This is a genomic window from Peptoniphilus ovalis (assembly GCF_018919265.1).
Lineage (GTDB): Bacteria > Bacillota > Clostridia > Tissierellales > Peptoniphilaceae > Peptoniphilus_A > Peptoniphilus_A ovalis.
Genome location: NZ_JAHLQO010000005.1, coordinates 111,702 through 137,483, shown reverse-complemented (window position 1 = coordinate 137,483; position 25,782 = coordinate 111,702). Strand labels below are relative to the sequence as shown.

The window sequence follows — 25,782 nt, the reverse complement described above, 5'->3', positions numbered from 1 at the left end:
GCAATTATTTTATAGGAGGTAAAAATGAATATTGTATCATTTAATGTTACAAAAAAATGCAACCTCTATTGTGAACATTGTTATAGAAATTCTAAAGAAGATGTAGATATTTCAGATGAGCTTACTACTGAAGAAGCAAAGGAACTTTTTAGAGATATTAAAAAATCAGGTTTTAATATGCTTAAGCTAAGTGGTGGAGAGCCACTTATGAGAAGTGATATTTTCGAACTTGCAAAATATGCTAAAGACCTTGGACTTTTTACAGCTCTTGGAAGTAATGGAACTCTTATAACAGAAAATAATATTGATGAAATTAAAAAATATATTAATTCTGTTGCAATATCAATTGACTCCACTGACAAAAATAGACACGATGCCTTTAGAGGATATAATGGCGCTTTTGATGAAACCTTGAGGGGAATAAAACTTTTAAGAGATAATGGCATTAAATTTCAAATAAACACTACTATCTCTAAGATTAATCTTGGTGAAATCCACGAACTTTTAGACTTTGCAGAGGAGCTCGGTGCATCATCTGTTCATGTGCTATTTCTTGTAATGACTGGTCGCGGTAAAAACTTAGATAGAGTTTATCTAACTAAAGAGGAGTACACAAGAGCAATTAAAGAAGTTTTAGAATATGAGTCTGATTTGTTCATAAAACCAACTTGTGCACCACAGTCCACTGTAATTGCAAGAGAGATGGGTCTTGATCCAAGAGTTAGAAAGGCATGTATTGCAGGAACAAATTACTGCTCTGTTGTATACGATGGAAGGGTAAATATTTGTCCCTATGCAGAAGTTGAAGCAGGCAATTTAAGGGAAGAATCTTTTTATAATATTTGGAAAGATAGTGAAGTTTTTAATAATCTAAGAAATTTTGAAAATTACAAGGGAAGATGCAGAACTTGTAATTTTAATGAAGTTTGCGGCGGATGCAGGGCGAGAGCTTTTGCAAACACTGGAGACTATTTGGAATTTGATAATTATTGTAGCTTAGGTGGTTAAATGAAGAAATTTAGAGTGAAAGATTGGGTTCTTATGGGACTATCTCTAGCTATGATGATTGTAATAGGGAAGGTCTTGTATTCTTTATCGCTTACTCTTCCCATACCATCTTCAAGAGTTTTAATAACTGCACCAGTTTTTGCCTTTATTTATACAGCTACTATTTTAAAAACTAGAAAAATAGGAACAGTCACACTGATTTCATTGTGCTACGGAATTTATATGATGAGGATGACTTTGTTTGGAGCCTTGGCAGGCGTACTGAGTGGAATAATTGCCGATATTATAACTCTATTAATTTTTAGAAATTATAATGAAGTTAGAAATATTATTTACTCTGTGCCAATTAGGTCTTCACTTTCAGTTTGGACATCATTTTTTATAGTTAATATTTTCGTTCCACAATCAAGATTTGTGCAAGCTGGCATAATTCCAACTGTAGTTATTACAATTGTGATTTATTTAATAGGTTTACTTGCTTCTAGGTACACAGTTTCTATTTTTTCAAAGAGGATTGTTAACGCATGAGTAAGATAAATGTATATGAAGACAAAGACGCGAGAGATTTAGACTTAAAAGATAGAAAATATATTTTAGCTCACAGCGACGACACGGGAGAATTATTTTTAAGTATAGTTAAGGATTTTGATAATTTTGAATTCTCAGAAGATAAAGATGAAGTCTTTGGATATTGGGAAGATGGATATTTTGTATTTAAATGCTATCTTGACAATGAAAATTCAAAATATACAACTGAAGGAAGATTCATAATATTTAAAGGACATATTATAAATTCACTTCTTATGATGACTAAGTACGAGAGAAAACTAAACCTTAAAGATTTAGATATACCAGTGAAAGAAATATATTATTCTGAAGATGAAAATCATAATAGAGAGATAATCGAAAAACAATTAAAAGAATATGTACTTGATGGATATGAATTCGTCCAGTACAAGGGAGGATTTGATTATAAATCCCTAAAAAAATATAAGAAGTTGCACAAATAGCAACTTCTTTTTTAGTGAAAATAAAAATAAATTAATTCAGCATAAATAATTATGTGAAATAAAATTGTTAAAATAAATTGACTTCTAGAAATTTTTGCAAATTTTTTCATGTTGTAAATATTCATTAATAAAAATAATATTGCAAATACAATTAAAAGTATAAAATAAATACTTGAAGCTTTTCCTACACTTTCTGCATATTGAAAAGATTTAGAATTTAAAATAGTAATTGGAATTAAAATGATTAATGAAATTAAATCCAAAAGTATAATATTAAAATTTTTCTTCTTATCATAAATAGGTTGAAAGATAGTGTTAACTAAAATAATTGAAACAAAACTTAGTTTAATTTCAGTAAAGCACAAATAAACCAGAGCGAGTATGTTTACATTGATGGCTAAAAATCCAAGCTCTTCTTTAAACTTATTCTTTTTTAAAAAGTATAAATCCATGCAAAAGCAGAAAAGCAAAACTAAAATTAAGAATATATAATAAATGTCGTACATAAAATTCCCCTTAGATGTAAAAAAATATAAATAAAAATTCTAAATATAAAAAAGTTTGAAGAATCATAAAAATTAAAAATTCATTTCTTGAAACTTTTGCTATTTTAATTGCTGTATAGGTATTTAATATATAATAAACAATTGAAATTAAAGCAAATAATACAAAATAAATATTAGAAGCGTAAATCTTTACTCCATTTTCTATGAAAGTAGATCCATATAAACTTATAATTGGTATTACAAAAATCAAAATAATTAAATTTAATAGGATGATATTAAAACTTTTCTTCGATTTATAGATTAATGAAAAAATAGAATTAAAGATAACAAAAAATATTAGGCTAATATTTTTGCCTATAAAACATAAAAATATAATAGCTAATAGGTTTGTGCTGCTTATAATAAATTCAATGCTATCGGAAATATAATTCTTTTTAATACTAGATAAATCTAAAAATAAAATTAAAATTGAAATAATTAATAAAAAAATATAAATGAAATTATACAAAAAACCACCTTACTCAGAAAGTAACCTTAAAATTTCGGAATAAATTCTATCGGCATTTTTCTTAAAATTTCTAGAAAATTTCTTAGCCATATTTTCATCTGAAACTTCTATTTTTAAGTCTAATACATTGATGTCACCATCTTTAATCTTAAAGTGATTGTAAATTCCATCATCTTCTTTTAAAATATTTGCAGTTACTGAATTTTTTACATTTAATTCGTGGATATAATTTTCCATTTCCTTGTCTAGAAAATTAATATTTTCTTCTGGAATCTTTTTGTATAAAACTTCTAAAGTTTTTTCGCCGTCTTCAGAAAGATAGTATTTTTTATCTTTATCAAATAATATCAGACCGGCTGATTCAAGTTCTTGTAAATATTGTTTGAAATAAAAGTAATTAAATAATTCTATATTTAATACAAAATAGCTTAAATCATTTTCTTCTAACTTATGCTGAAAATTTTTCACTATATAAAGTATTAATAGCTTATTTAGAGCAAGTTCAAAAGAACTGTTTTTCATAAAATCACCTTCTTTATTTGAATTATATATTAGAAATCTTCCAATATCAATAAAAGATGAATTTTAAAGAGTTTTTGATATAATAGAATTGGAGGAATACTTGAAATTATGAAAAGAAAAGAATTATTATTTTCTCAAGATGAGATTAAAAATAAAGTTAAAATATTGGCAGAAAAAATAGAAAATGACTTTGAAGATGATTTTGTTATCATTTCTCTTTTGAGGGGAAGTTTTATTTTTGCTGCAGATTTAGTTAGAGAGATAGACAAATTAATTGAAATAGATTTTTTGACAACATCAAGCTATGGTCACGATGAGAGATCTAGTGGAAATGTTAAGTTTCTGACAGAGCTTAGAACTAATATAAAAGACAGAAATGTACTTGTTGTAGACGACATACTTGATACTGGAAACACTTTAAAAGCAGTAGTTGATAAACTCGAGACTTATTCTCCAAAAAGTATTAAGACTTGTGTTTTACTTGACAAGCCTAGCAGAAGAAAAGCAGATATAGAAGCAGATTATGTAGGTTTTGAAATTGACGATTTATTTATAGTTGGATATGGCTTAAATTACGGTGACTACTACAGAAATGTGCCTTATATTTATAATTATGTAGAGGACTAGGATGAGAAGTTATAAAAAGAAAAACTTAAATGTAATGAGTGTCAACACACTTACATTAATTCTTGCAATAATTTTTCTTACTATTGGATTTAATATTCAAGAGAAGTACAGCTTTTGGGGTACTTTTATTACAGAAATTTTTATTGTATTAATACCGGCTCTTGTTATTTCATCAACGGGAAATATAAAAGAAATTTTAAAAATTAAAAAGACACCGGCAATAAATGTTTTAAAAACAGTAATCGTTACAATACTTGCATATCCAGTGATACTTCTTCTAAATGGAATATTTTTGTCACTACTTAGAAATTTTATCGAATATAAAAACTTTCCCATGGAAGTAATGCTTCAAAATGTATCCCTTGTAAATTATTTGATATTTATGTGTTTTGTGCCTGCAATTTGCGAAGAAGTTTTCTTTAGAGCAACTCTTACAAATGCATACAATGTTTATGGAGTTAAGTTTTCCATAGTTTGTTCAGCAGTTGTCTTTGCACTTTTTCACTTTGACATTCAAAATTTTGTGGCACCATTTTTCTTGGGACTTTTGTTTTCTACATTAATAGAACTTACAGGATCAATTTATCCCGCAATTATTGCACATTTCATAAACAATGTGATTGCAGTATTATCGGCAAGATATGTAAACCAAAGAGTATTTGACTTTTTGTGGCAGACAAGACTTTCTCGTGAGATTGGATCGCTACAACTTTTTATAATAATTATTTTATTTGTAATTTCTATTGTTTCAATTATTCTAATAAGAATGATTTTTAACAGTATGAAAAATAATATAACAGAGGAAGTAAAAATAAGATATAGAGATGTGGAAGGCATTGATTTATTTAATTTTGTGCCAATTATAGCACTTGTAATTCTATATTTTATTTATCACTATATTGTTTTTTAAGAGGAGGATTTTATGGACAATTTACAAAAGGCCGTAGATTTAATTGTTAATTCTAAGAAGGTGTTTGCACTTACAGGAGCAGGGATATCAACTGATTCGGGAATTCCAGACTTTAGAAGTAACACTGGATATTACACAAAGATGGATCCAACTCTTGCACTTTCAAAGGATAGACTTTTAAACCATCCTGAAATATTTTACAAAGAGGGATATGTAATCTTAGAAGATTTAAACGACCAAAAACCAAATAAAGGTCATATTGCCCTTGCTAAACTTGAAGAACTTGGAAAACTTCAGGGCATTATCACTCAAAACATTGATAACTTACACGCAAAGGCTGGCTCTAAAAATATCTACGAAGTTCACGGAGAAACTAGAGGAATCCACTGTATGAGCTGTGGACATGAATTTAAATTTGATGTGATGAAGAAAAAGGTAGAAGCTGGAGAAATTCCACCTAAATGCGACGATTGTGGCGGCACACTTAGACCAAATGTAGTAATGTTTGGCGATATGATGCCAGATGATTTCGAAAGGGGAGCAAGAGAGCTCGATAACACAGATACATTAATAGTTGTTGGCTCATCACTTTCAGTTTCACCAGTAAACTTTCTACCAAATTATGTTGATCATTTAATAATAATAAATAATGACCCGACTCCATTTGACAACAGGGCAGATGTAGTATTCCACGAAAATTCATCTAAAGTTTTAACAGAAATACTTGAAGAGGTAGAAAAAAGAATATGATGTATGGAGATTTTGCATATATTTATGACAAATTAATGTATGATCTCGACTACAAAAAAATTTATAAATTTATACTAGAGGTTCTAAATGATAAAAATTTAGAACCTAAAATAATTTTAGAGATGGCTTGTGGTACGGGTGAGCTCACAGAACATTTAGTGGATAAATTTGAAGTGCATGCTTTTGATTTGTCTTATGACATGCTAAGTGTTTGTGAAAATAAAATAAAAAATAAGAGATTAAAACTTTTCCGACAAGATATGACAAATTTTAAAGCACCAACAAATTATGATGCAATATTTTCTGTGGGAGATAGCCTCAACTATGTGATTGAAAAAGTAGGATTTGAGTCAGCTTTAAAATCAGCCTATGAACATCTAAATGAAGATGGAATATTAATATTTGACCTAAACACAGAATATAAATTTAAAAATATCTCGCCAGTAACAGTTGATGAAGTAGATGAAGTATTTTATGTTTGGGAAAATATATACGATGAAGAAAAAAAGCTAAACACCTATGGAATTAATTTCTTTGTAAACACAGAAAGAGATTTATACGAAAGATTTTACGAAGAACATGTAGAAAGAGCCTACAGTATCGATTATGTACTTTCATTTTTAGAAGAAATTGGGTATAAGGATATAGAAGTTTACGATGATTATGAAAAAAATGAAATAAGTGAAGAAACTAATAGATATACTATTATTGCAAGAAAATAAGACCTGTAATCAGGTCTTATTTTATAGTGTAAATTTTATTGATAGCAGAATACCAATATTTAAGGATTACAGAATACCAATATTTAAGGATTACAAATTTTACATGGTACATAACCTGCATTTACGGCTTCATTTCGACTGCCAAAGTTTACTCTATTTTTAGGAGATGTCTTTGAAGCAGATTTACAATTTGATCTGTGAAACTTTTTGCTATTTGCATTTCCAACATAACTACCAGTAGCAGGAATGTCGTATGTGTTTAAATTATTAGTTCCCTTTGGATTTGAAACAAGATTAGTTGTAACAGGTGTGACATTATTTGTAACCTGATAATCTCCAGCATTATTTAAATTAGTGTTAATAGCTGTTTTGGATGCATTAAAATTATATCCATCGCCAATAATTACAGTTTTATTTTCAGCATCCCAATCAACTTTTTGACCAAAGTTTTCAGCTATAACTCTAATTGGTACGAAAGTCCTTTCATTAACAATTTTTGGAGCAGCATCAATTGGAGTTTTAACTGAATTAGTCAAAACTTGAAAATATGTGTCTATATCATTTTCTGCAAGAACTTTCATATCAAAAGTATAAATATTAGAATCACCAATAGTCATCCCCAAAAAATGTAGAACTTCAGGATTTTCACTATCAGGTCTAATAATATTTACCTCTTTTGTTTCACCATTCCAATCAACTTGGTATCCTAAATTTTCTGAAATAACTCTTACAGGTACAAGAGTCCTGTCATTTTCAATAAACGGTGCAACATCTGATTTTACATAATCTCCATTGATCCAAATTTTAATTTCACCATTTGCAAAGGCATGAATTGGTATTAAAATTGCTAGAAAAATTAAACTTACAAAAACTTTTTTAAAATTATTTTTCATAATTACCTCCTTGTTTGCTTGAAGTGTTCATATTAATTCCCGCTATAGAAATAAATATAAATAAGATTCCAATGAACCCAAAAAAAGTATCATCTAATAGTATTGAAATAAGAAATAAAAATAATGAAATAGGTAAAAGAACAAACTTATAAAGTTTTAAATTCTTTAAAGAGCTTCCTTTTGGAAGATTTTTTATAACTTCAAAATAAGATTTATACGGAACTTTATTGGCTTTATTAACGCTCTTATAAAGTTTATAAACTTTATCACGATTTAGTTTTGTTAAATTTCCATAAAAATATAGGTCTCCATTTATATATATGTAGATTATAAAATCTTCGATAATAATTTTGTTAATATTTTCTAAACTAATAACCTTATTTAAATCATAACCATTTTTTATATGAGTTTTATCAAAAATCAAATAACTTCCATCGGAGTTATAAATAAAATTATCATTTTTAAATTTAGAAGTACTTGACTTATTTGAAGCATATTTGGTCTTCCTATAAGATGAATTTTTTTGATTTGAAGAGTTTTTAAATAAATCATTAATTCCAAAAGTAGTTTTGTGATAAACTTTGTTATAAATTGATTTTTTAGGATTTTTTATAAATCCCACGCCTTTTTTTCCGTAAGTTGGATCAAAAGATCTTCTAAATGCTCTTTTCATTTTTCCTGTTGTTCTAGCTTTAAAAGATTTTTTTAAACTAGGTTTTCTTATTCCAAACTTCATAACATTAAACCCCTTTAATTTACTAAAACACAATCTATTACTTTAACATTAGCACAATAAAGCTTAATTGACAAGAATACTAAATAAATATATCATAAAGAGGATAAACTAAAGTTATCATTAAAGAATAAATATATTTAAAGAAAAATGGTGATGATATGGGATATATTTTAAGAGGAATAGATGAGACAGAAACTATAAAAATTTCTGCAGCAATTACAACAGATGTTGTTGAAGAAGCTAGAAGGCTGCACAATTTATCTAAGACAACTTCTGCAGCACTTGGAAGACTTTTAACTGCAACTGCAATTATGGGGTCCTGGCAAAAAAATGAAAGGGATTCAATAACAGTTTCACTTGATGGGAATGGCCCTGCTGGAAAAATTGTGGCAACTTGTAAAAATGATGGCTATGTAAAGGGATATGTGACTAACCCTTCAGCCGATCTTCCAATACGAGAAAGCGATGGGAAGATTGATGTGTCAGGAGTTGTTGGACAAGGTAACCTTACTCTTGTAATGGATATTGGAATGAAAAAGCCATACACTGGTACAGTTGGACTTGTAAGTGGAGAGATTGGAGATGACCTAGCGGCGTACTTTTTACAATCAGATCAAGTTCCATCAGCAGTTGGTCTTGGAGTATTAGTTGATACTGATTTAAGCATCAAGGCAGCAGGTGGATTTATAATTCAACTTATGCCAGATGCAACTGAAGAAGAAATTGAAAAGCTTGAGAAAAACCTTGCCAAAATAAAATCAGTAACTCATGTAATTGATGAATATCACAGTGCAGAAAAATTAGTTGAAATCCTAATGGAAGGTATGAATTATAAAATACTTGAAAAGAGAGACATAACTTATAAATGCGACTGCTCAAGAGAAAAAGTTAAAGATGCAATAGTTTCAATTGGACCTAAGGAAATCAAGGAAATGCTTGAAGAAGATAAGAAGGCAGATGTAGAATGTTATTTCTGTGATGAGAAGTATCATTTTGATGAAGAGGATCTTCAAGAAATATTAAAAGAAGCAAAAGAGATTAATCTTAAGAAATATAATGTGGAAGATAATTTTTAAAAAATTTTGAAAAAGTGTTGGTGAAAGCCAGCACTTTTTAATTATAAATTTTTCAAATTAACTGATTTATGTATAATTATTAAAGTTATAGTTTTAATTTTTAAATATATTAATGATGCAAAATAATTTGAGTTATTTAAATAATAAACTTGTTTAGCACATTATATTTCTTGAAGTTTTAAAATCCAAAAAAGATTTTGCCAATAATTAACCGACTTCTCTATTAGTAAGCAAAAAGGTCGGAGACGTTAAAAATTTTCAACTTGTTTGAGCAAAGCGAGTTTTGAAAATTTAGTCTCAGACCTTTTTGCGTATTAACGGGTCGGGCCCCTGCCAGGCAGTTGAGGTGCGTGGGGATGAGTTTGGGAAGGGGCGAGGCCAATTCTGAAGGCCTAGCCGCCCCTTCCCAAGAAATAATTAATGTAAGATTAGAAAAATGATTTTTTAAAATTTCATAGAAAAATATAGGGACTGTCCCTTTGATAACTTTTGTCAGGGACAGTCCCAAAAAAATATAATAATTTTACGCATAAAAAAAGTGTTGGTATTAACCAGCACTTTTTTTTCTTAGTGTTCTTCTTCTTCAGCTTCCATTATATCGCCTTCAGCGAATAGGAATGTTCTCATGTGTTCATCCCAACCGTCTTGATTTCTTCTTAGCCATTCTAGTGTCATCATTGCGTGTTCCATTTCTTCTTTTGCATTGTGCCACATAATGTCTTTAAGTTCTTTGTCAGTTGCTACTGCACATCTTTGTGTATACCAATCCACTGCTTCAACTTCTTCTTTTAGTGAATTAATCGCTCTTATAATATCTCTACACTTTTCGTCCATTTCTTTTGCTGGTTCATGATAATCGTTAGCCATTTTTAATTACCTCCTAAAATTTTATTCTATATATTATATATCCCAAAATTAATCTTTATAACATAATAAAGAAATATGAAGAAATTATTTGAGTTTTATAGATTAAAGTATTAAATTTTTTTAAATGGAAATATAAGTATGTTATAATTATATTAGTATGATTTAACGATCTAGCAAAATTAACACTGAAAAAAGGAGAGATAAAATTGATTGAGTTTAAAAATGTCAGCAAAGTCTATCCCGGTAATCAGGTTGCAGCTAAGGATGTAAACTTAAAGTTTAAAGATGGCGAGTTTATATGTTTTATTGGAGCCAGTGGATCAGGTAAGACTACCTGTATGAGAATGATTAATAGGATGAATGAAATAACTAGTGGTGAGATTTTAATAAATGGCAAGAATATTAACGACATGGATGCTGTTGATCTCAGAAGAAAAATAGGTTATGTAATTCAACAAATTGGACTTCTTCCACATATGTCAGTCTATGACAATATTGTGCTTGTTCCTAGACTTTTAAAATGGGAAGAAGATAAACTTAGACCTATTGCAGAGAATTTAATTGAAAAGGTAGATCTTCCACTTTCTTATTTAGATAAATATCCATCAGAATTATCTGGTGGGCAACAACAAAGAATTGGAGTAATTAGAGCTCTTGCAGCAGACCAAGATATAATACTTATGGACGAGCCTTTTGGGGCACTTGACCCAATCACAAGAGATGCTCTTCAAAAGCTTGTTAAAAGACTTCAAAAGGAAATGGGTAAAACTATTGTCTTTGTATCCCATGATATGGACGAAGCTCTTTCACTTGCAGATAGAATTGTAATTATGGAAAAAGGTCATGTTGTTCAATTTGATTCTCCTGAAAATATTTTAAAAAATCCAGCAAGCAAATACGTAGAGGGTCTTCTAGGAGAAGAAAAGCTAAATGAAGCAAAAACTTCTTACAGAACTGTTGAGACAATTATGCTTAAAGATCCAGTGTCTCTTACAAGTGAGAGATCAACATATGATGCCCTTGCTCTTATGAGAAACAGAAGAGTTGATACAATTTTTGTAACTGATGAAGAGTCTCATCTTCTTGGAGCAGTTGGCATGTTTGACATAGGAAGATTTGGTAAAAATATCAAATCACTTCAGGAAGTTATGGACAAGGTTTATGCCATTAATAAAGACACTGTTATTATGAGTGCTATAAGAGATATTTATAATCTCGATATTAAAAATCTTCCAGTTGTAGATGATGAAAATAAACTTGTTGGACTTGTAACTAGGGCGTCTGTTGTAGATACAATTTACACAAATCTTTGGGAAAATACTGAAGATGATACTTTTGAAACTGATGAAGAAGAAGCAGATAATTTATCACAACTTATGAAAGATGCATCTGGAGATACTTCTAATAAGATAGGTGAAGAAAATGATTGATTATCTAATGGAAAATGGCGGTGAAATTCTCACCAAAGCCTTAGAACATCTTTACATTTCTTCAATATCTCTATTTTTTGGAATAATTGTAGCAGTGCCAATAGGTATTGCTCTAACTAGATCAAAACCTGCGGCAAAAATTGTAATGGCAATTGCTTCAATTTTACAAACTGTCCCATCATTTGCACTTCTAGCACTTATGATTCCACTTTTTGGAGTTGGTAAGAAGCCTGCAATAGTTTCACTTTTTATATATTCGCTTCTTCCAATTTTAAGAAACACATACCTTGGAATTGCTGGAGTTGACAATAGTTTAATCGATGCTGCAAAGGGAATGGGAATGACAAGGGCTCAGACTCTTTTAAGAGTTCAAATTCCTATGGCTATGCCAGTTATCATGGGAGGCATTAGACTTTCTGCAGTTTATGTGCTTGCATGGACTACTCTTGCTGCCTATGTTGGTGCAGGTGGTCTTGGAGATTTAATCTTCAATGGACTTACTAATGCTATTATGCCAATGGTTGTATGGGGAACCCTTCCTGTTACAATCCTTGCAATTATCGTGGACTTTTTATTTGGAATATTAGAAGACAAACTTTCACCTAATAAGACAAGCGAGGTGGAATCATGAGAAAAATAAAAAATATAATTTTTGTGATTTTAATCTTACCCCTTATCTTAACAAGTTGTACGCTTCCTGGATTAGGCGGAAATACAAAAAAAGAAGTAGTTGTTGCCACTGGTCAAAACACAGAGAGGGCAATACTTGGAGAAATTGTAAAACAAAAAATTGAGCATGACACAGAGCTTAGCGTTTCACTTATTCCTAATCTTTCATCTTCAATTTTAAATCACATTGCAATGCTTAAAGGCGATGTCAATGTAGTTGGAGCAATGTATACGGGGACTGCACTTACTGGAGAGCTTGGACTAGATCCAATTAAAGATCCCGACAAGGCTCAAGATGTTGTAATGAAAGAATACTACGACAGATGGAATAGATATTGGTATCCATCCTTTGGATTTGACAATACTTATGCTTTTATGGTTACAGAAGAATTTTCTAAAGAAAATGGAGTTACAAAAGTTTCAGATTTAGAAAAATTAAAAGACAATGTAACTGTTGGTGTTGATACTGCTTGGATTTCAAGAGAGGGAGATGGCTACGAAGCCTTTAAACAAATCTACGGATTTGATTTCAATACAATATATCCAATGGATATAGGTCTTGTCTATACAGCACTTGCTAGTAATGAGATGGATGTTGTCCTTGGATATTCAACTGATGGTAAGATTTCTTCATATGATTTAGTTGTACTTGAAGACGACAAGAGATTGTTCCCACCATACGACTGCTCGCCAGTTGCATCAATGGAAATAATTGAAAAGTATCCTGAAGTTGAAACTTCAATTTTCCAATTAGTGGGACAAATTTCTTCAGAAACAATGCAAGAATTAAATAGACAAGCTGATGAAGATTTAGAAGAACCTTCAAAAGTTGCAGAAAATTTCTTAGAAGAAAATAATTATTTTGAAGATGTAAAGGTAGATAAAGAAAAAGTTAAAGAATACAAAGAATTTGTAAAGGAGGGTAAATAATGAATGACGTATTTTTATATTATTCAGAAAACGCAAGTTATGTCTTTGCACAATTTGTAAGACATTTCTTAATTTCCCTCTATGGAGTAATTTTTGCAGCAATTGTTGCAATACCACTTGGATTTTTCATTGCTAGAAAGGGAAACCTTTCAAAGATTTTAATAGGAATAGCAAATGTAATGCAGACAATTCCTTCGCTTGCAATGCTCGCAATTCTTATGTTTGCAATAGGAACTGGTCCAAACACAGTTGTATTTGCAGTATTCTTATACGCAATACTTCCAATACTAAAAAATACAGTATCAGGAATTAATTCAGTAACGCCAGCACTTGTAGATGCGGCAAAAGGAATGGGAATGACGAGATTTCAACTTATGACAAAGGTTGAGCTTCCACTTGCCATTTCCATAATTATGGGTGGAGTGAGAAATGCTCTTGTCCTAGCCATTGGAGTAACAGCAGTTGGAACTTTCATCGGAGCAGGTGGACTTGGTGATATAATCACAAGAGGAATCACTGTGGCTGATGGTTCAGCGATTATAATTGCAGGAGCAATTCCTACGGCACTTATGGCAGTAGTTGCTGACTTTGTCCTTGGAATAATTGAAAACAAACTTACACCTAGAACTTTTACAAAAGTATAAAAGAGTAAAAATAAAAGCCTTCAGAAGATTGAAGGCTTTTTTGATGTATTATTTTTACTCGGACTGTCCTTTAGGACTGTCCGTTTGCTTGATTAATATTAAATTCCAAGTTCTTCCATTCTTAGAAGGACTTTTTTTAATTTATTTGAATCTTCTTTTTCTAAATTTAAACTTGATTCAATTCTTCCATCTTTTATAAATAAAACTGACTTTAATGTTCTTTTCAGAATTTTCTTCAATTATTTCAGCTGCAGCTTTTAAAATTTCTCTTCTCTTGTTAAAATTTTCCATAACATCTCCCTTTCGACAGCCTGTCGAATTTGATTTCATTATAAATAAATTTAATTTTTATGTCAATAAAAAAGCCTTTCAGATTATTTTTCTGAAAGACTTTTGTTTTTCATAAATTCAACTATTGAAAAAATCGTGTTTACTAAAATTATATAGTGATGATAGAAGGAAAAGTAAAGTGCTCCAACTGGTGCTCCCACCATTTCAATAGGAGTTCTGCCTGCAATATTCCAAGGAATATAAATCGGAGTCATAACAGCAGAGTTTTCCATATCTAGTGCCAGTTCTTCTCGACTCTTATAACTTTCTCTAGCCATTTCATAGCTAAGCATAATTGTAAGAGTTTGATTGGAACTAAAAACTGAAATTATCACAGAAATTATACTCATTACAAGTAAATTAGGAGATTTTGCAAAGATTTTAGAAATCTTATTTTTAATATCTTTTAATAAATCTGTGTATTTAAAAAATCCAAAATAACCTGAAGAAATTCCAACGATTAAGTGCATATTAATCATTGAAATTAGTCCACCACCATTAATGAGCTCACCAGCTGCAGAATCTATATGATATCCAAAGATAAGTGCTTTAAAAATTTCGCCATAACTTGAGCTTTGAAATACTTTTGCAAATATTATTGAAATCAAAATTGAAATAATCATATTTATTTTTAAATCTAGCTTTAAAATCGAAAGTATAATTATAGAAACTGTTGGAATAATTAGCATGATATTAAAATTAAAAATATCAGCAATAGCACTAATGCTTTTGATATTTAGATTTACATCAATTCCAAAATTAAAAATTTGAAAAGTAATTATTGTTAGAATTAGCGGAATCACACAAGTTTTAAACATGTTTTTTAAATTGATATAAATATTAGTTTCAGTAATTGTAGCAACGAGAAGAGCTGATGTAGACATGGGGGATGATCTGTCGCCAAAGAATGCGCCTGATAAAATTGCTCCACCAGTGACAAAGGGATTAAAATTCATTGCATTTGAAATTGACATACAAATTATACCTGCAGTGGAAGCTGTTCCAAAACTCGTGCCAGTTAAAAAGGAAATAATTGAGTTAAATATAAAAACTCCTGCGTAGAAAAACTTTGGAGAAATAAAACTAGTTCCATAATAAATCATATAAGAAATTGTTCCAGAAAGTCTCCAAATTCCTGTAATCATTCCAATAAGAGAAAATACTATTAAAATGGTTTTTGTATCTTTAAGTCCAATGTAAATCATATTTAAAATTTCTCTTGGCTTGTACTTTTTAATTAAGGCATAAATGATTAAGAGAATTAAATTTATTAAAAGTGCAATTATCATTGACTGATTAAAGATTACACTGGCAAATAAAATCAAAATAAATAAAATTAAAATTATGTATTCAAGCATAAGGCACCTCTCTATAATTATAGATTGAAAAGTTTATATATTCAATTAATTTGGAAGTGCAATAAATGAAATTTGACATAAATATGATTAAATGTAATTTATTTGTAATAAAAATTTTAAGTTTATATTATATAATAATTGTAGTTTGGAGGGTTTTAATGAAAAAATTTTTTTTGAATGCGAAAAATTTAATATTTAAAAATAAAATAAGTATGGTTATTGCTGCCATTCTTGCAATAATATTTTTGTTTGGAATTTTTAATGTAATTTCATCAGCCTTTGGTAGAGGAGATGCTTCGACAATTTCGTCAAATCAAGTTGTATCTCTTAAAAAAGGAGATGTAACTAATGCAATAAGCGAAAAGGGAAAGGCAGTGCCATCAAGTTCTGTTGATGTTTTTGCAGAGAAATCTCTTCCAGTTGTGAATTTATCTGTAAAAGTCGGAGATGAGGTAAAGCGTGGAGATATAATTGGAGAACTAGATTCATCAAGTATTAGACAACAACTTGATTCTAGAAAGGCTCAAAAAGCAGCAACTGACAAAAACATTTCTTCACAAATTTCTGCTGCTAAGAAAAGACTTTCAGAAGCAATTAGTGGAAGAGATTCAGGTAATAATCAAGCCTTAGTTTCTGCACAAAATGCTGTTACTAGTGCACTTGATCAATATCTTCTTGCACAAAAAAATTATGATGACTATAAGAGAAGCTTAGATGAAAGATACAATGAAGGGGTTGTTGCAGAAAGAAGCTCCAGAGAAGCCGCAGCTTATCAAGAAGAAGCTCAAAACTTGAGATATAAACAACAAAAAGAAGACATTGACAAAAATGTAAATGAAGCAGCAGAAAAAAGAGCGATGGCAATTGATAAGAGTAGACAAAAAAATAGCTTACAAAATGAAGTTGATAATTTAAAGAGACTTTCAACAGAGAAAGGAATTCAATTAAAAGAAGAACAAGAAAGATTAGCCGATGCTCAATCAAAGCTTAGCGAGTTACAAACTAATATAAACAGCTTGACTGCAGAAAAAGAAAAAATAGACTCTGATAAGCTCCAGTTAGAAAAGGAAATAGATAAATTAAAAGTCCTATTAAATTCTGAATCAGATTCTATTAGAAGAAAATTATTAGAAGATGATATTAGTAATAAGAAAATTACTAAAACTCAAATAGAAAATCGCAGTAATGAAATTCCAGTAAAAATAATTGAAAATCAAAATAAAATTAATAATCTAAATTTAGATAAAATTAAAAATTCTGCCAATGCGAATATTAACAGAATTACTATGGAGCAAAACGAAATAGAAATCAGAATGAATAAGGTTTCAGAAGAACTTGGAAATGCAAAATCAGATCAAGCTAAATATGAACAAGAAGCAGAATCTCTTGAAAAAGAACTTGAAAATCAATCAAAAAATATAGAAACAGCAAAGTTAGAACTTGAAAAAGCTAGAGAAGATTTGCAAGCTGATGCTGACAAGAGTTTAAAATCTCAAAAATCTAGAGAAGATCAACTAAAAACATTGGAAAAAAATGTTGAAGTTGCAAAGAATAATTACGATGCGGCACTTGTTACATTAGAAGCAACTAAAAAGCAAGTTGATAATGAAATTTCAAGTTTATCTGACAATTTAAATACAACTAGAGCAAATGCAAATAATGTTGACAATGTTGAAATTGCAAACCTAACAGAAGAATTAGACAAAACATTAATTAGAGCAACTGCTGATGGAACAATTACAGAACTAAATGCAAAAGAAGGAGAAGTTCCAACAGGACCTGTTGCAAAAATTGAAACAGTAAACACTCTTAGAATTGAATCACAAGTCAAAGAATACGATAGAAATAGTATTAAAGTTGGAACAGAAGTTGAAATCACTTCAGATTCAGTATTAGGAGAAACTTTTAAGGGAAAAGTAATTTCAATTGACCCAGTTCCTGTAAAGGCAAGTGCAGACAATAAGAGCGGCGAAGTTTATTACAAGACAGTTGTCGAACTAGATGACAATTCTACAAATTTAGATAAACTTTCTCCGGGAATGACTTTGAGAGTAAAATATATCCTTTCACAAGTTAAGGACACATTTAAAGTGCCAACAGATGCAATCTTTGAAAGAGATGGCAAAAAATATGTCCTAGCTCTTGATGATATTGGAAAAAATAAATATGAAACTAAAAAAATTGAAGTAACTTCAGGCATTTCCAATGATGTTGAAACAGCAATTTCAGGCAAAGGCTTAAAGGATGACTTAAAAGTCTTAACATCAGCAGGTGGATACGGCGAAGGCACTGTTTTAAAAATTGTAGAGTCACAAGAGGCTACAAATGAAAAATAGTTTAATAAAGATGACGGGAATCAAAAAGTCTTACAATATAGGAAAGCCCAATGAACTTGAAATATTGCACGGAATTGATTTTAGTGTAAATGATGGAGAATTTGTGGCAGTTGTTGGACAGTCTGGTTCCGGAAAATCCACTCTTATGAATATTATTGGACTTCTTGACAGACAAACTGAAGGGTATTACGAATTAAATGGGACTGACATCTCAACACTTTCAGATGCAGAACTTTCTAACTATAGATCTAAAAAGATTGGTTTTGTTTTTCAAAACTTTAACTTAATTGCAAGATCAAACTCTATTAAGAATGTTGAACTTCCTATGACATATGCTGGAGTTCCAAAAAAAGAGAGAACTGAAAGAGCTAAAGAACTTTTAAAAATTGTGGAGATGGAAGAGAGAATGGACCATCTTCCAAATGAACTTTCAGGTGGACAAAAGCAGAGAGTTGCAATAGCTCGTTCTATGGCAAACAATCCAGACATTATCCTTGCAGATGAGCCAACGGGAGCCTTAGATTCAAGAACTGGTCGAAATGTAATGGATTTATTTCACAAATTAAATGAAGTTGAAAAGAGGACAATAATTATAATTACTCACAACTTAGAGCTTGCAGAGGAAGCATCTAGAATTTATAAAATGGCTGATGGAAAATTGGAGGAAGTTTAATGGATTTAATGGAAACTATAAAGCTTTCTCTTGAAGGCCTTAAATCAAATAAATTAAGATCCTTTCTCACTATGCTTGGAATAATTATAGGTATTGGATCAGTAATTGGAATTACAACAATAGGTAGGTCTCTAACAAAATCTGTAAACTCTGCTTTTGAATCAATAGGGAACACTTCAGTTTACTTTTATGTCACAAATAAAGACAGTGAATTTGATGATGGAAACCTCAGAGATTCCGATTTATTTACAGAAAATATAGTAAATTATTTCGAAAGTTTAAAGGGAATTGTAATAGATGATTTAGTTTATGAAGGTGCTGGAGGAGCAGGGACAATTAAAGAAGGCAGAAACAAAGAAAACATAACTGTAACTGCCACATCAGAAGGCTTGAAAAATATAAATAAAGTAAAAATGCTTGCGGGAAGATTTCTTAAAGAAGAAGATATTCAAAGAGCAAAACCCGTTGCAGTTATTCCAGATAAAGTTGTAGAAAAAGTTTACAAGACAAATGCTTCTGAAGTTTTGGGAAAAGAAGCAAAACTTGAGGTAAATGGGAAACTCGTTGTCTTTACAATAGTTGGAGTTTATAAATATGAAGATGTTCAAATAGGTGGACAATCACTTACAGGAGGAATGTATCAAATTTATATACCTAGAACAACTGGTGATAGAGAATTTTTAAATGAACCTAGAGTTTCTTATCAAGGAATTATGGCGACACTTATAAACTCAGAAACAATAGAAGAAGAATCAAAAAAAATCGTAGACAATATAAAGGAAAAATATTACAAAGATAATCCTAGAGCAGATGTAAAATTTCAATCTGCAAAGAGTCAAATCTCACAAATGAATTCAGCAATGAGTTCAATACAAGTAGCCATAGCTGCTATAGCTGCAATCTCACTATTAGTAGGTGGAATTGGAGTAATGAATATACTTTTAGTTTCAGTAACAGAAAGAACTAGAGAAATAGGAATTAGAAAGGCACTTGGAGCGACAAAGGGAGATATACGAAAGCAATTTATAATTGAATCCATTATAATATGTATCATCGGTGGATTTTTTGGAATAGTTTTGGGAACAACAATAGGATATATTGGTTCAAAACTTTTAAAAACACCAACATTTCCATCCATTGTATCAATTGTAATAGCAGTAGGATTTTCTATGTTAATTGGAATTTTCTTTGGATACTATCCAGCAAATAAAGCAGCGAAGATGGATCCAATAGAAGCATTAAGATATGAATAATAATTTAGCAGGTTAAGGCCTGCTTTTTTTAATTTATATTTTTATCGAAAAACAATAAAAATATATTGATTTTTAATAAAATAATTATATAATAATCTTGGAGGTTATTATGAAAAGTTTTAGAGTTAAGTTTATTGGTACTCTTTTAATTCTTGCTGTTTTTGTTTTAGCTGCATCAGGTTTTGGTGTTTTTAAGTTTGCAAATTTGACAAGAGAGATGTATCCAATGTTTGAAAATATGTACTATCCAATGCTTGTGCTATGCGAGTTAATGGTTTTAAGTTTAATCATAGCAATTGTCATAGGTATTTTTGCACTATTTGATTATGGCAAAGGCGAGATTTTTGTAAATAAAATGCTTTTGAAACTTCAATTGATTTCTCTTGCTTTTATTGGTATTTTTATTCTTTCAATTTTAGCAATAATTTACACAAGTTTTAATCTCGATGGATCTATTACAAATATTCTTTTCTTTGGTGTTTGTATTATTGCAATGCTTTTTGCACAAGTTTTTTTACTTCTCTCTGATTTAATCAAAGAAGGAATTGTGCTAAAAGAAGAAAACGAACTAACTATATGAGGTCGCTATGGGAAAAATAATTGTTGATTTAGATGTTGAACTTGCAAAGAATAAGATGAGTCTTACAGAGCTTTCGGAAAAAGTAGGTATCACAATTTCTAATCTTTCTATTTTAAAGACAAATAAAGCAAAAGCCATTAGGTTTTCTACTCTTTCAGAAATTTGCAGAGTTTTAAATTGTGATGTTGGAGATATTTTAAGATACGAGGCAGAAGATGAGTGATAAAAAATATAAGAAAATTATTTTAATAATGATATTTGCAGCAGTAATTTCAATTCCTATTTTATTTTTACTGTCTGATAATAGAGAGCAGGCTGTCAAAGAAGTGGAAAATGAATTTGGAGTAACTCTATCAAAAGAAGTTTATAGAATAAAAGAAATTAAAAAAGAGCCAAGCTTTCATGGAGATGGCGAGGCTGCGATTTTACTCGGAGCAGATGCAGAAGAGATAAAAAGAATTGAAAATGATTTAAAAGATTATGAAGTATTAGAAGGATCTAAAGAATACGAAGCTATTGATTCCTGCATAAATGTTTTAAAAGACAGAGGTTTTGATACAGAAATTGAAAATTATGATGCGGTTTATTTTAAACAAACAACTGATTATAGATTTGCAAACTTCATTGGTCTTTTAATTGATGAGAAAAACGAGAAGATTTTATTTGTTAAACGGGACTCATAATTTAAACATGAAAGTTTCAAAATATTCTCCTAGGGTAATATATTAGTGAGTGCTATTGCACGGTAAAGTATTGTACTAATTTTAGAAAGGGGAGAACTATGAGTAGACCAGATATTAATCTAGATAAAGAATATAAATTATTTATAGGCGGAGAATTCGTCGAAGCTGAAAATGGAGAAACTTTAGAGACATATTGCCCAGCAGATGGTGAATTTATTGCAAAAATTGCTCAAGCCAGCGAAAAGGACGTAGACAAAGCTGTTGAGGCTGCATGGGAAGGCTTTAAAGAATTTAAAAAGACTACAAAATATGAAAGAGCTGAAATTTTAAACAAAATTGCAGATATTATAGATGAAAATGCAAAGCATCTTGCAATGGTTGAAACAATTGACAATGGTAAACCAATTAGAGAAACTTTAAATGTCGATATCCCACTTGCATCAGAACATTTCAGATATTTTGCAGGAGCGATTTTAGCAGAAGAGGGAAGTGCAAATGCAATTGATGAAAACACACTTTCCATTGTGTTACGTGAACCTCTTGGAGTTGTTGGACAAATTATTCCTTGGAACTTTCCATTCTTAATGGCTGCTTGGAAATTATCTCCAGCTATTGCTGCAGGAGATGCAGTTGTCATTAAACCATCTTCTTCAACTTCACTTTCACTTCTTGAATTTATGAAGTTAGTTAAAGATGTAATTCCTAAGGGAGTTGTAAATGTAATTACAGGATCAGGCTCAAAAGCCGGGGAATATTTACAACATCACAAGAAATTATCAAAACTTGCATTTACAGGATCAACTGAAGTTGGATATAAAATTGCAGAAGCAGCAGCTCAAAGTTTAATACCAGCTACACTTGAACTTGGTGGTAAGTCAGCAAATATCTTCTTTGATGATTGCGATATGGATTTGGCAATAGATGGACTTGCTATGGGTATTTTATTTAATCAAGGACAAGTATGTTCAGCAGGTTCAAGAGTATTTGTTCACGAAGATATTTATGATGAATTCGTAGAAAAAGCTGTAAAGAAATTCCAAGAAATTAAAGTAGGATTACCTTGGGAGGAAGATACTCAAGTTGGTGCACAGGTAAATAAATCTCAAACTGAAAAAGTTTTAAAATATATTGAGATTGCAAAAGAAGAAGGCGCTGAAATAGCAGTAGGTGGAGAAAAGGCTACTGAAAATGGAACAGAAAATGGATACTTCACACTTCCAACACTTGTGACAAATGCAAATAACGACATGAAAGTTGCAAGAGAAGAAATTTTTGGACCAGTTGCTGTAGTTATTAAGTTCAAAGACGAACAAGAAGTAATTGACATGGCAAATGATTCTGAATATGGTCTTGCAGGAGCTGTTTGGACTAAGGATATAAATAAAGCAATAAGAGTTGCAAGAAGTATAGAAACAGGAAGAGTTTGGGTTAACACTTATAACGAGCTTCCAGCAGGAGCTCCATTTGGCGGATATAAAAAATCAGGAATAGGTAGAGAAAATCACAAGATGATGCTTGATGCTTATTCACAAGTTAAAAATATATTTATCAACACTTCAGAAAAACCAACTGGATTATATTGATAATAAATTTAAGGGCAGTGAAAGCTGCTCTTTTTTTATGCACAAAAATAGAGCCATGCAATGCATAGCTCTTATTTTTTACATACCTGCGCCCATTTTCATAGCAATGTCTAAGAATTTAGTGATGATTAGTGCATTTGATAGGTTGGAAATAAATCCACCTATAACAGGTACTACAAAAAATGCAAGTTTTGAATATCTGTATTTGTCACAAACAGTTTTCATAGTAGTCATTGAAACTGGAACTGCACCAGTACCAAATCCTAAGTGACCTACTGCCATAACTGCAGCATCGTAGTTCTTTCCAAGTAGTCTAAATGTCAAGAAGTATGTGAAGATTAGAATTAATACAACTTGAGCTGCTAGAAGTACAAGTAATTGTGGTCCTAAATCAGCTAGTTGCCATAACTTCATACTTACAATTGACATAGAAACAAATAGTGCTAGTGAGAAGTCACCAACTGTATCAATTGCTTCTAAAAGACTTTCGTTAACTTTTCCAGTTTTGTCTAGGAAAAGTCTAACAAGAATACCACCAAGCATACAACAAACGTGAATTGGAATATTAGCTCCTGTTTGTTTAAGTGCTAAGAAGAATAATTGTCCAATACCACATGCTAGTACAAGCATATTTACTGCAGAAAGCATTTGACCTTTGTTCATAAATACTTCTTTTGCAGTATCCATAATAGTATTTGAAGAATTATCTAATTCAGGATCTTCAAATCCGAATTTCTTAACTAAGAAGTTACCGTAAGGACCACCAATAAGTGAACCTGCGATAAGACCAAAAGTAGCAGCTGCAATTGCAACTTCCATTGCAGCAGGTTGTCCAGCATCAACAGCGATTGGAGCAAAACTTGCAGCATTACCATGACCACCAGTCATTGGAATTGAACCAGTCATCATTGAAATTAGTGGGTGAACTCCTATAGCATTACCTACACCAATTGCAACGGCATTTTGACAAGCAGCTAATAATGCAGCTAAAACTGCAAAAATAATAACTAATTTACCACCTTGTTTTAAAAGTGCTAAACTTGCTGCAGCACCACTTGCTGCAAAGAATAAACAATAAAATAGCGTATTAACTGTTTTGAAATCAAAATTAGGTTCCATAATTCCTGCGTAGTATAAAATCATTGTAATAATTGAAATTATAGTTCCACCAACAACAGCTGAAGGTAGACAATACTTAACTAGAAATGGAAACTTTTTTCTTAGGAAATCCCCTAAATAAATCCCAATTACTGCGAGAAGTAGAGTTTCAAACATACCAAACTCTAAAACTATTCTTTCTCCCATCTTTCTCCTCCTTATTAAATTTCTGGCTAATTTAAAAATTCAACCAGTAATTAAGTATAAAGTGAAATAAAATAATTGTCAAACTTTTGTCATATAAAAAGAATGAATTAAAAAATTTTTAACTTTTATTGGATTTTAATATTTATAAAATAATTCTGCTTTCATTTAATAATGCAAGAAAGTACAAAATGAAGTTATTATGTGTTAAAATATATTTAAAGTTATAAAACAATAATGACAGGAGTGAATATTATGAGCATAGTAAAAGCTTCAACTTTACCGGGCTTTATGGAACTACTTCCTAAAGACCAGATTCTCTTTAACGAGATGAGAGATATAATTAGAGAAAATTTTGAAAAACATGGATTTTTGCCAATAGATACACCAGTTATAGAAAAATCTGAAGTACTCCTTGCAAAAGGTGGCGGAGAAACTGAAAAACAAATTTATAGATTCCAAAAGGGCTACACTGACATGAGTCTTAGATTTGATCTAACAGTTCCACTTGCAAGATACACAGTAGAGCACATGAATGAACTTTCTTTCCCTTTCAAAAGATATCAAATAGGAAAGGTGTACAGGGGAGAAAAAGCTCAAAAAGGAAGATTCAGAGAGTTTTATCAATGTGATATCGACACAATAGGAAATGGAGAATTGTCGCTTGTAAATGATGCTGAATTTCCTGTTGTAATTTATCACACTTTTAAAGATTTAGGATTTTCTGATTTTACAATTCACATCAACAACAGAAAGATATTAAAGGGATTTTATGCATCACTTGGTATCGAAGACAGTGCGGCAGTACTTAGAATTGTAGATAAGATAGATAAAATTGGACCAGAAAATGTATTAAAAGAACTTTCTGAAACTGGAATAGATGAAGAAAGTGGAAAGAAAATTTTAGATTTTATTGGAATTAAGGGTAGTGTTGATGAAGTCTTAGAAGAGCTAAATAAACTTGGAATAACAGATGAAATATTTGTTGAAGGACTTGATGAACTTACACAAGTTGTTGGATATGCAAGAGACCTTGGAATTGAAGAAGGATTTTTTGATATTGATTTAAAAATAGCAAGAGGTCTTGATTATTACACTGGAACAGTTTATGAAACAACACTTGATAATTATCCTGAAATTGGCTCTGTTTGCTCAGGTGGAAGATACGAAAATCTTGCAAGTTATTACACTGACAAAGTTCTTCCAGGAGTTGGACTTTCAATTGGACTTTCTAGACTTTTCTATCAATTAAATGAAGCTGGGATTATTTCAAGCGAAGAAAAATCACTCATTGATTTATTAATTCTTCCGATGGATGATTGCATAAATGAAGGATTAAAACTTGTCCGTGAACTTCGTGAAAATGGAATTAGAGTTACAATTTATACTGAAGAAGCTAAATTAAAGAAGAAATTTAAATATGCCGATCAAACAAAAGTTGACTATGTAATTGTGCTTGGCGAAGAAGAAATACAAAATAGAAAATATAGCCTAAAGAATATGCACTCAGGAGACCAAGTAGAAATTACCTTTGATGAACTTGTTGAAAAGTTTAAAAAATAAGTTCGACTCCTTTAAAAATGCTCCTTATTCAGTCGCATTTTTTGCAGTCGCTGAATAAGGTTCTTCGTCAGTTCAGTCTTCGCTTTGCTTGACTTCACTGTGAAGACCATTCCAATCGCAACTCGTTGCGATTGTCACTACCATTAAGAATATGCACAGCGGAGACCAAATAGAGATTACTTTTGATGAACTTGTTGAAAAATTTAAGAATTAAGTTCGACTCCTTTAAAAATGCTCCTTATTCAGTCGCATTTTTTGCAGTCGCTGAATAAGGTTCTTCATCAGTTCAGTCTTCGCTTTGCTTGACTTCACT

At 30.7% G+C, this 25,782-nt stretch carries 29 protein-coding genes; 20 read left to right on the top strand and 9 right to left on the bottom strand.

Annotated features, from left to right (window positions below; all coding sequences use genetic code 11):
• Positions 1–24: 24 nt before the first annotated feature.
• From KQI68_RS08185 to KQI68_RS08175, 3 genes are read left to right on the top strand one after another with little or no spacing between them, the layout of a single operon-like run.
• Positions 25–1,008, top strand: coding sequence for a radical SAM/SPASM domain-containing protein (locus KQI68_RS08185; RefSeq protein WP_216549650.1), 984 nt, complete (start codon positions 25–27; stop codon positions 1,006–1,008).
• Entirely contained in the window at positions 1,009–1,536 is a 528-nt protein-coding gene (locus KQI68_RS08180; protein WP_216549649.1) for a hypothetical protein, read from the top strand.
• Positions 1,533–2,018 carry a staygreen family protein gene (locus KQI68_RS08175; protein ID WP_216549648.1) on the top strand — a complete coding sequence of 162 codons (486 nt, stop codon included), beginning with the start codon at positions 1,533–1,535 and terminating at the stop codon, positions 2,016–2,018. Before KQI68_RS08180 ends, KQI68_RS08175 begins: the two co-directional genes overlap by 4 nt.
• Before the next feature lie 11 nt (positions 2,019–2,029).
• Here the strand turns inward: KQI68_RS08175 and KQI68_RS08170 are convergent, their stop codons facing one another.
• From KQI68_RS08170 to KQI68_RS08160, 3 genes are all read right to left on the bottom strand, one after another.
• The gene (locus tag KQI68_RS08170; protein WP_216549647.1) at positions 2,030–2,524 is read right to left on the bottom strand and encodes a hypothetical protein; all 495 of its coding nucleotides are present in this window, start codon (positions 2,522–2,524) and stop codon (positions 2,030–2,032) included.
• 10 nt (positions 2,525–2,534) lie between these two features.
• Complete coding sequence (locus tag KQI68_RS08165) at positions 2,535–2,774, bottom strand: hypothetical protein (protein ID WP_216549646.1); 240 nt, start codon at positions 2,772–2,774, stop codon at positions 2,535–2,537.
• Between the two features lie 267 nt (positions 2,775–3,041).
• Entirely contained in the window at positions 3,042–3,554 is a 513-nt protein-coding gene (locus KQI68_RS08160) for a DUF4364 family protein (protein WP_216549645.1), read from the bottom strand.
• Positions 3,555–3,662: 108 nt separating this feature from the next.
• Here KQI68_RS08160 and hpt point away from each other — a divergent pair, with 108 nt between their 5' ends.
• Genes hpt through KQI68_RS08140 form a run of 4 tightly spaced genes read left to right on the top strand, consistent with a single transcriptional unit; the run spans position 3,663 to position 6,563 of the window.
• Positions 3,663–4,181: a hypoxanthine phosphoribosyltransferase gene (gene hpt / locus KQI68_RS08155; RefSeq protein WP_216549644.1), complete on the top strand. Its 519-nt coding sequence runs from the start codon at positions 3,663–3,665 to the stop codon at positions 4,179–4,181.
• 1 nt (position 4,182) lies between these two features.
• Positions 4,183–5,091, top strand: a complete 909-nt coding sequence (locus KQI68_RS08150; RefSeq protein WP_216549643.1) for a CPBP family intramembrane glutamic endopeptidase — start codon at positions 4,183–4,185, stop codon at positions 5,089–5,091.
• Between the two features lie 12 nt (positions 5,092–5,103).
• Entirely contained in the window at positions 5,104–5,841 is a 738-nt protein-coding gene (locus KQI68_RS08145; RefSeq protein ID WP_216549642.1) for an SIR2 family NAD-dependent protein deacylase, read from the top strand.
• On the top strand, positions 5,838–6,563 hold the full coding sequence (locus KQI68_RS08140; RefSeq protein WP_216549641.1) for a class I SAM-dependent DNA methyltransferase: 726 nt from the start codon (positions 5,838–5,840) through the stop codon (positions 6,561–6,563). The genes KQI68_RS08145 and KQI68_RS08140 overlap by 4 nt, the downstream gene beginning before the upstream one ends.
• An 83-nt stretch (positions 6,564–6,646) precedes the next feature.
• Here KQI68_RS08140 and KQI68_RS08135 read toward each other — a convergent pair whose 3' ends face one another.
• The gene (locus tag KQI68_RS08135) at positions 6,647–7,456 is read right to left on the bottom strand and encodes a stalk domain-containing protein (protein WP_216549640.1); all 810 of its coding nucleotides are present in this window, start codon (positions 7,454–7,456) and stop codon (positions 6,647–6,649) included.
• Positions 7,446–8,192 (bottom strand): hypothetical protein, encoded by a 747-nt coding sequence (locus KQI68_RS10505; protein ID WP_343221704.1) that lies wholly within the window; start codon positions 8,190–8,192, stop codon positions 7,446–7,448. Before KQI68_RS10505 ends, KQI68_RS08135 begins: the two co-directional genes overlap by 11 nt.
• A 158-nt stretch (positions 8,193–8,350) precedes the next feature.
• Between KQI68_RS10505 and hslO the strand changes: the two genes are divergently transcribed.
• A complete protein-coding gene (gene hslO / locus KQI68_RS08125; RefSeq protein WP_216549639.1) occupies positions 8,351–9,268 on the top strand; it encodes an Hsp33 family molecular chaperone HslO in 918 nt (305 codons plus the stop codon).
• Positions 9,269–9,835: 567 nt separating this feature from the next.
• On the opposite strand, the gene KQI68_RS08120 is transcribed toward hslO, so the two are convergent.
• Positions 9,836–10,135, bottom strand: coding sequence for an encapsulin-associated ferritin-like protein (locus KQI68_RS08120; RefSeq protein WP_216549638.1), 300 nt, complete (start codon positions 10,133–10,135; stop codon positions 9,836–9,838).
• A 206-nt stretch (positions 10,136–10,341) separates the two neighbouring features.
• Here KQI68_RS08120 and KQI68_RS08115 point away from each other — a divergent pair, with 206 nt between their 5' ends.
• Genes KQI68_RS08115 through KQI68_RS08100 form a run of 4 tightly spaced genes read left to right on the top strand, consistent with a single transcriptional unit; the run spans position 10,342 to position 13,808 of the window.
• The gene (locus KQI68_RS08115; RefSeq protein ID WP_216549637.1) at positions 10,342–11,565 is read left to right on the top strand and encodes an ABC transporter ATP-binding protein; all 1,224 of its coding nucleotides are present in this window, start codon (positions 10,342–10,344) and stop codon (positions 11,563–11,565) included.
• Positions 11,558–12,196 (top strand): ABC transporter permease, encoded by a 639-nt coding sequence (locus KQI68_RS08110; protein ID WP_246541278.1) that lies wholly within the window; start codon positions 11,558–11,560, stop codon positions 12,194–12,196. The genes KQI68_RS08115 and KQI68_RS08110 overlap by 8 nt, the downstream gene beginning before the upstream one ends.
• Complete coding sequence (locus tag KQI68_RS08105) at positions 12,193–13,164, top strand: osmoprotectant ABC transporter substrate-binding protein (RefSeq protein WP_216549635.1); 972 nt, start codon at positions 12,193–12,195, stop codon at positions 13,162–13,164. Before KQI68_RS08110 ends, KQI68_RS08105 begins: the two co-directional genes overlap by 4 nt.
• Entirely contained in the window at positions 13,164–13,808 is a 645-nt protein-coding gene (locus KQI68_RS08100) for an ABC transporter permease (RefSeq protein ID WP_216549634.1), read from the top strand. The genes KQI68_RS08105 and KQI68_RS08100 overlap by 1 nt, the downstream gene beginning before the upstream one ends.
• A gap of 98 nt (positions 13,809–13,906) precedes the next feature.
• Here KQI68_RS08100 and KQI68_RS08095 read toward each other — a convergent pair whose 3' ends face one another.
• Positions 13,907–14,047: a hypothetical protein gene (locus tag KQI68_RS08095; protein WP_216549633.1), complete on the bottom strand. Its 141-nt coding sequence runs from the start codon at positions 14,045–14,047 to the stop codon at positions 13,907–13,909.
• A gap of 135 nt (positions 14,048–14,182) precedes the next feature.
• Positions 14,183–15,496: a Na+/H+ antiporter NhaC family protein gene (locus KQI68_RS08090; RefSeq protein WP_216549632.1), complete on the bottom strand. Its 1,314-nt coding sequence runs from the start codon at positions 15,494–15,496 to the stop codon at positions 14,183–14,185.
• A gap of 158 nt (positions 15,497–15,654) precedes the next feature.
• Between KQI68_RS08090 and KQI68_RS08085 the strand changes: the two genes are divergently transcribed.
• The 7 genes from KQI68_RS08085 to KQI68_RS08055 all read left to right on the top strand — a co-directional run bounded on the left by KQI68_RS08085 (position 15,655) and on the right by KQI68_RS08055 (position 22,604).
• A complete protein-coding gene (locus tag KQI68_RS08085) occupies positions 15,655–17,832 on the top strand; it encodes an HlyD family efflux transporter periplasmic adaptor subunit (RefSeq protein WP_216549631.1) in 2,178 nt (725 codons plus the stop codon).
• Positions 17,822–18,505: an ABC transporter ATP-binding protein gene (locus tag KQI68_RS08080; RefSeq protein ID WP_216549630.1), complete on the top strand. Its 684-nt coding sequence runs from the start codon at positions 17,822–17,824 to the stop codon at positions 18,503–18,505. The genes KQI68_RS08085 and KQI68_RS08080 overlap by 11 nt, the downstream gene beginning before the upstream one ends.
• On the top strand, positions 18,505–19,758 hold the full coding sequence (locus KQI68_RS08075) for an ABC transporter permease (RefSeq protein WP_216549629.1): 1,254 nt from the start codon (positions 18,505–18,507) through the stop codon (positions 19,756–19,758). The genes KQI68_RS08080 and KQI68_RS08075 overlap by 1 nt, the downstream gene beginning before the upstream one ends.
• A 109-nt stretch (positions 19,759–19,867) precedes the next feature.
• On the top strand, positions 19,868–20,338 hold the full coding sequence (locus tag KQI68_RS08070; protein ID WP_216549628.1) for a DUF2975 domain-containing protein: 471 nt from the start codon (positions 19,868–19,870) through the stop codon (positions 20,336–20,338).
• 7 nt (positions 20,339–20,345) lie between these two features.
• Positions 20,346–20,561, top strand: coding sequence for a helix-turn-helix domain-containing protein (locus KQI68_RS08065; protein WP_216549627.1), 216 nt, complete (start codon positions 20,346–20,348; stop codon positions 20,559–20,561).
• Positions 20,554–21,021: a hypothetical protein gene (locus KQI68_RS08060; RefSeq protein ID WP_216549626.1), complete on the top strand. Its 468-nt coding sequence runs from the start codon at positions 20,554–20,556 to the stop codon at positions 21,019–21,021. The genes KQI68_RS08065 and KQI68_RS08060 overlap by 8 nt, the downstream gene beginning before the upstream one ends.
• 98 nt (positions 21,022–21,119) lie before the next feature.
• Entirely contained in the window at positions 21,120–22,604 is a 1,485-nt protein-coding gene (locus tag KQI68_RS08055) for an aldehyde dehydrogenase family protein (protein ID WP_216549625.1), read from the top strand.
• Between the two features lie 78 nt (positions 22,605–22,682).
• Here the strand turns inward: KQI68_RS08055 and KQI68_RS08050 are convergent, their stop codons facing one another.
• Positions 22,683–23,909 carry a sodium/glutamate symporter gene (locus tag KQI68_RS08050; RefSeq protein ID WP_216549624.1) on the bottom strand — a complete coding sequence of 409 codons (1,227 nt, stop codon included), beginning with the start codon at positions 23,907–23,909 and terminating at the stop codon, positions 22,683–22,685.
• A 252-nt stretch (positions 23,910–24,161) separates the two neighbouring features.
• On the opposite strand from KQI68_RS08050, the gene hisS reads away from it, so the two are divergent.
• Positions 24,162–25,469 (top strand): histidine--tRNA ligase, encoded by a 1,308-nt coding sequence (gene hisS / locus KQI68_RS08045; protein WP_216549623.1) that lies wholly within the window; start codon positions 24,162–24,164, stop codon positions 25,467–25,469.
• The last annotated feature ends 313 nt before the right edge of the window (positions 25,470–25,782 follow it).